This is a genomic window from Streptomyces sp. NTH33 (genome assembly GCF_003236365.1).
Lineage (GTDB): Bacteria > Actinomycetota > Actinomycetes > Streptomycetales > Streptomycetaceae > Streptomyces.
In genome coordinates this window covers 1-4,187 of the sequence record NZ_POTZ01000547.1, presented here as the reverse complement: position 1 = coordinate 4,187, position 4,187 = coordinate 1, and the positions used below count along the sequence as shown (strand labels likewise).

Below are 4,187 nucleotides of genomic sequence, written 5' to 3'. Positions count from 1 at the left end.
GCAGTGGCGTAGACACCCTCTGTGCTACCGAGAGGCCCTGCCTTCATGCCCCCGCGCGGCCACAATCACCTGAACAGCACGCCCGTACGGACCCCCCAGCCCCACACTCGGTTTCGAGAAGCCCTCTCAGGACAAGCCTGCGGACTCTCTGGCACTCGTCACCGCCGCCCAGGACCAGGCCCGCTCAGCCCTTGGCACGCCCCCACGAGTCCTGTCGATGCTGTCCATGCGTGAAGCCTTCGCCCACGCCACCCTGGGCAACCGCACGTCGACCCACCGCGCGATCTCGGAAGCACACCGCCAGTTCGAGCGGATCCAGGTGAGCGACCCAGACCCGTCATGGGTGACCTACTTCGACGAGCTGAAGCTGATAGTGGACACGGGCATTGCCCACGGCCGACTGGGCGAGGCAGCGACGGCGGAACCTTTGATCGCGGATGCGTTGCGCCGCGAGGACCGCACAAACCAGCGCGGCCGAGCGTTTCACGCGTTCTGGCTGGCGCGCACGCAGCTGGACCAAGGCAAGCTGGACCAGGCGTGCAGCACCGCCACGCAAGCGCTGGAGTCCGCGTCTGCGGTGGCCTCCGAGCGAGTGTCCGGCCATCTCAGAGAGTTCTACGATCAGTTGGCCCCGCACAGGCAAGAGCCCGTAGCCCTGGCCTTCGAGGCGCGGCTACGGGCAGTCCTCCCGCCGGTCAGCGGATCGCTTCATCCATGAGCAGGTAGAGCAGACCGACGAGAGACCCACTGCTGACGATCTCGCGGCGGTCGATCATCCCGCGCACCTCGCTGAGGGGAATCCACTCGATCCGGTCGGACTCGTTCTTCTCCGTCGGCGGGCCGGCGTAGGTCGCGCCGTCCGCGCGGAAGACGTGGTGCTGCGAGTCGGTGATGCCGTTGGCCGGCTCGGCGTAGATCAGGGGCTTGATGGGGCCGGGGCGCCAGCCCGTCTCCTCCAGAACCTCGCGGGCCGCAGCCTCTTCCGGGGTCTCTCCCTCCTCGACCAGGCCCATGGGCAGCTCCCAGGCCCACGAATCCGTGATGAAGCGGTGCCGCCACATCATCAGGACCTCCTGTCGGTCGTTGACCACGGCGGCCACGGCCAGGTGCCGCAGGCGAACGACGTGGTACTCCCACCTGCGCCCGTCAGGCTGCTGGACGTCGACCAGACACAGATTCACCCACTTGTTGGTGTAGATCTGTCGCTCACCGTGGGTCTTCCACTCCATACCTGCGGCCCCTCTCGATCGGTCTCCAGGGTCTCAGACCGACGAGGCATGCCGCGCAAGCTTGCGAAAGATTCATGTCAGGGTGACGAATACGTCAACGGTCGGCCCGGCACCACTAGGGCCGTCTCGGATCAAGCACTGTCGTATGGGCTGATCACCGACTGGTTGTGCCGTCGCCGGTCTGCTGTCTCATCAGCAGACCGCGGACCTGACGTCGGAACGACAGATGTGAGCACTGCGTCCCGCAGCCATCCTCGACGTCTCACCGCCTACCGTGCACGAGCTCGTTATAGCGAGGTTCTCGTCCACCAAATAAGTGCGGCGGTTGTCAACCCCATCTTCGCAGATTCCGAGATCGTGAAGCAGTGCCCCCGTGACAGTCAACTCTGGGGAATTGTGATTTTTGGTGGCGTTTCCCAGTCGCCCGTCCGGAGTAAAGCAGTCAGCGCCATCCGGCCTATTAAGCATTTTTAAGCATTTCACGATTTGTTGGTCAATTTCAGCGAAGGCTCTCGAGGCAACCGTAAATCGCCCCCTTCTTCGAATAATATGCCGCAGTCAGACCGCCGATGTAGGCACCATCCCTCACAGGAGTTGGCCCCTCGATGACGCTGAATATCCTCGGTGCGCCACGACGGCGCACCATGTCGCTTTGGATCGCGGCGGTAGTAACCGCCGTGATCGCCGCTGCCGCAATCGCGATGTCACCGACACGCGCAGAAGCCGTTGCCACGCCTGTGAATCTGGGTACGGCAGCCGATTTCGGAGTACTGGCTGGTTCGACAGTCACCAACACCGGCCCAACAACGGTCGAGCGCAACGTGGGGGTGAGTCCGGGTACGGCGGTCGTGGGGTTCCCGCCCGGCGCAGTGCAGCCGCCCGGCGCTATCCATGCTGCTGACGCCGTCGCTCTCCAGGCCCAGAACGATCTGACCACGGCGTACAACCAGGCCGCCGGAGAGGCTGCGGACGTCACATACACCGGAGATCCCGTGGAGCTCGGTGGCCAGACACTGTCTCCGGGCGTCTACAAGGTGCCCGTCCGCGCCCAGATCACCGGCACTCTCACCCTGAACGGCCAGGGCAACTCCAGTGCCGTCTGGGTGTTCCAGGTCGGTTCGTCGCTGACGACGGCATCCGCCAGCCGGGTACTTTTCACCAATGGCGCCAACCCCTGCAATGTGTACTGGCAGATCGGCAGCTCGGCCACCCTCGGTACCAACTCCACGTTCGTGGGCAACGTCCTGGCCTTGACCTCGATCACTGCCACCACGGGGACGACCGTCAACGGCCGGCTGCTGGCCCGCAACGGCGCCGTGACGCTGGACTCCAACACGATCTTCCAGGGTGAGTGCAGCGCCGTCCCCACGACGCCTCCGGCCACGACGCCTCCGGCCACGACGCCTCCGGCCACGACGCCTCCGGCCACGACGCCTCCGGCCACGACGCCTCCGGCCACGACGCCTCCGGCCACGACGCCTCCGGCCACGACGCCTCCGGCCACGACGCCTCCGGGCCACCACGATAAGGGCGAGAAGTCCAATGGGCACGGCAAGTACGACGAGGGCAAGAAGTCCGATGAGCACGGCAAGTACGACGAGGGCAAGAAGTCCGATGAGCACGGCAAGTACGACGAGGGCAAGAAGGACAGCCGGACAGACGGCCCGTCGTGGTCTTGGTGAAGCTGGCCAGGGCATCGGACTCGCAGGGCTTGCCTGGCTTCTGGCGTAGTGATCAGCACGGCAGGCAGCACGACTCCCGCTCGCCCTGCGGGTTCGCCAGGTCGTAGCTGAGCCACGCAGGCGCCCCTCCCGAAAGGCGAGTGCTCTGGACTGCCGTCCGGAGAAACCAATTGAACAAGCGGCGCGCGGCGGATCGCCATCGATCCGCCGCGCGCTAGGCGAAAGACCTCGCGAAAATTGACTGTGGCCAGGCCCATCATGGCGTGATGCCCGATCGCACGTAATTTGCTTTGCAGGTCTGTTCAGGATTGTTGCGGTGGTGCCCCCGACGAAGCCGAGAGCACCGACCTGTCAATGCTGGTTCAGCAAATCAACGGTGGCGTTGTTCAGAACGTTTGGGTTGTTCAGAACACTGGCGTTGTCCGCTTTGACGGGAATCAGACCGAGGAGTTTGTCGTCGGCGATTGCCGGGGAGCCGAGGGCAGCGACAAGAGCCACTGATGCGATCAGCACGCTAGAGATTCGACGCATTTCTGTCTCCTTGACGTGGGTGGACGCCGATTGGCTCGACGAAGGCTTGGCAGTCTTATTCCTTCCCCTGTCGAGGCAGACTCATATGCTTATCACTCAAATGCTCCGAGTATATCGTGCGGTTCTACGACCGGGGGGGGAAGTGACCCCATGCCGGTCCACATAGGACCGCTACGAATTCTCAGCCTTCTTGTAGAAGGCTGAGGGCGGTGACGGTCTTGGCGACGCTGGACGTCCACACGTCAGCGGGTGCTGATCGGAGCCCTGGGGGAGCGGAACGCGGCCAGTGGACCCCGTGTGGACCACGGCCCCCGCGAAACACTCGGTGCCGGTACGCTGTACCTGCTCCGCCCCTGGTGGGCGGGACGGAGGTGGGTTGCCCGAGCGGCCTAAGGGAACGGTCTTGAAAACCGTCGTGGCAGCGATGTCACCGTGGGTTCAAATCCCACCGCCTCCGCGCTGAGAACAGCGGAAACGGCCCCTGACCAGGTGAGTTGGTCGGGGGCCGTTCGGCTGCGTGGTGCCCGGTGGCCACCGTGGTTCCCCGTGGTTCCCCGCGCGATCGGGCACGGCTGGGGCACGGGCGTACCAGGCGAGTCGCTGTCGGGAAATCACGATGCTCCGGGTCACAGTGACCAGCTGAGATCCCTGTCGAGCCCGGGGCGGTTCGGGGAGCCGATGTGGTCGCCGGCCGTGGCCCAGCTGTGGCTGAAGGCGACGGGAATGTCCAGGGCGAGGAAGTTCT

General features: G+C 64.8%; 3 protein-coding genes, 1 tRNA gene and 1 pseudogene. 3 read left to right on the top strand and 2 right to left on the bottom strand.

Translation table 11 applies throughout. From position 1 onward, the window contains the following. Positions 1-127 precede the first annotated feature (127 nt). Positions 128-718, top strand: a pseudogene (locus tag C1I97_RS32595) (hypothetical protein); the annotation flags it as partial. Here C1I97_RS32595 and C1I97_RS32590 read toward each other — a convergent pair. Continuing rightward, positions 696-1,229 carry an NUDIX hydrolase gene (locus C1I97_RS32590; protein WP_111006636.1) on the bottom strand — a complete coding sequence of 178 codons (534 nt, stop codon included), beginning with the start codon at positions 1,227-1,229 and terminating at the stop codon, positions 696-698. The pseudogene C1I97_RS32595 and the gene C1I97_RS32590 overlap by 23 nt on opposite strands. Before the next feature lie 605 nt (positions 1,230-1,834). On the opposite strand from C1I97_RS32590, the gene C1I97_RS32585 reads away from it, so the two are divergent. After that, positions 1,835-2,911, top strand: a complete 1,077-nt coding sequence (locus C1I97_RS32585; RefSeq protein ID WP_146608363.1) for an ice-binding family protein — start codon at positions 1,835-1,837, stop codon at positions 2,909-2,911. Positions 2,912-3,262: 351 nt separating this feature from the next. Here the strand turns inward: C1I97_RS32585 and C1I97_RS40305 are convergent, their stop codons facing one another. Beyond that, on the bottom strand, positions 3,263-3,424 hold the full coding sequence (locus C1I97_RS40305) for a hypothetical protein (RefSeq protein WP_181447013.1): 162 nt from the start codon (positions 3,422-3,424) through the stop codon (positions 3,263-3,265). A gap of 385 nt (positions 3,425-3,809) precedes the next feature. Here C1I97_RS40305 and C1I97_RS32575 point away from each other — a divergent pair. Next, positions 3,810-3,899, top strand: a tRNA-Ser gene (locus C1I97_RS32575). The last annotated feature ends 288 nt before the right edge of the window (positions 3,900-4,187 follow it).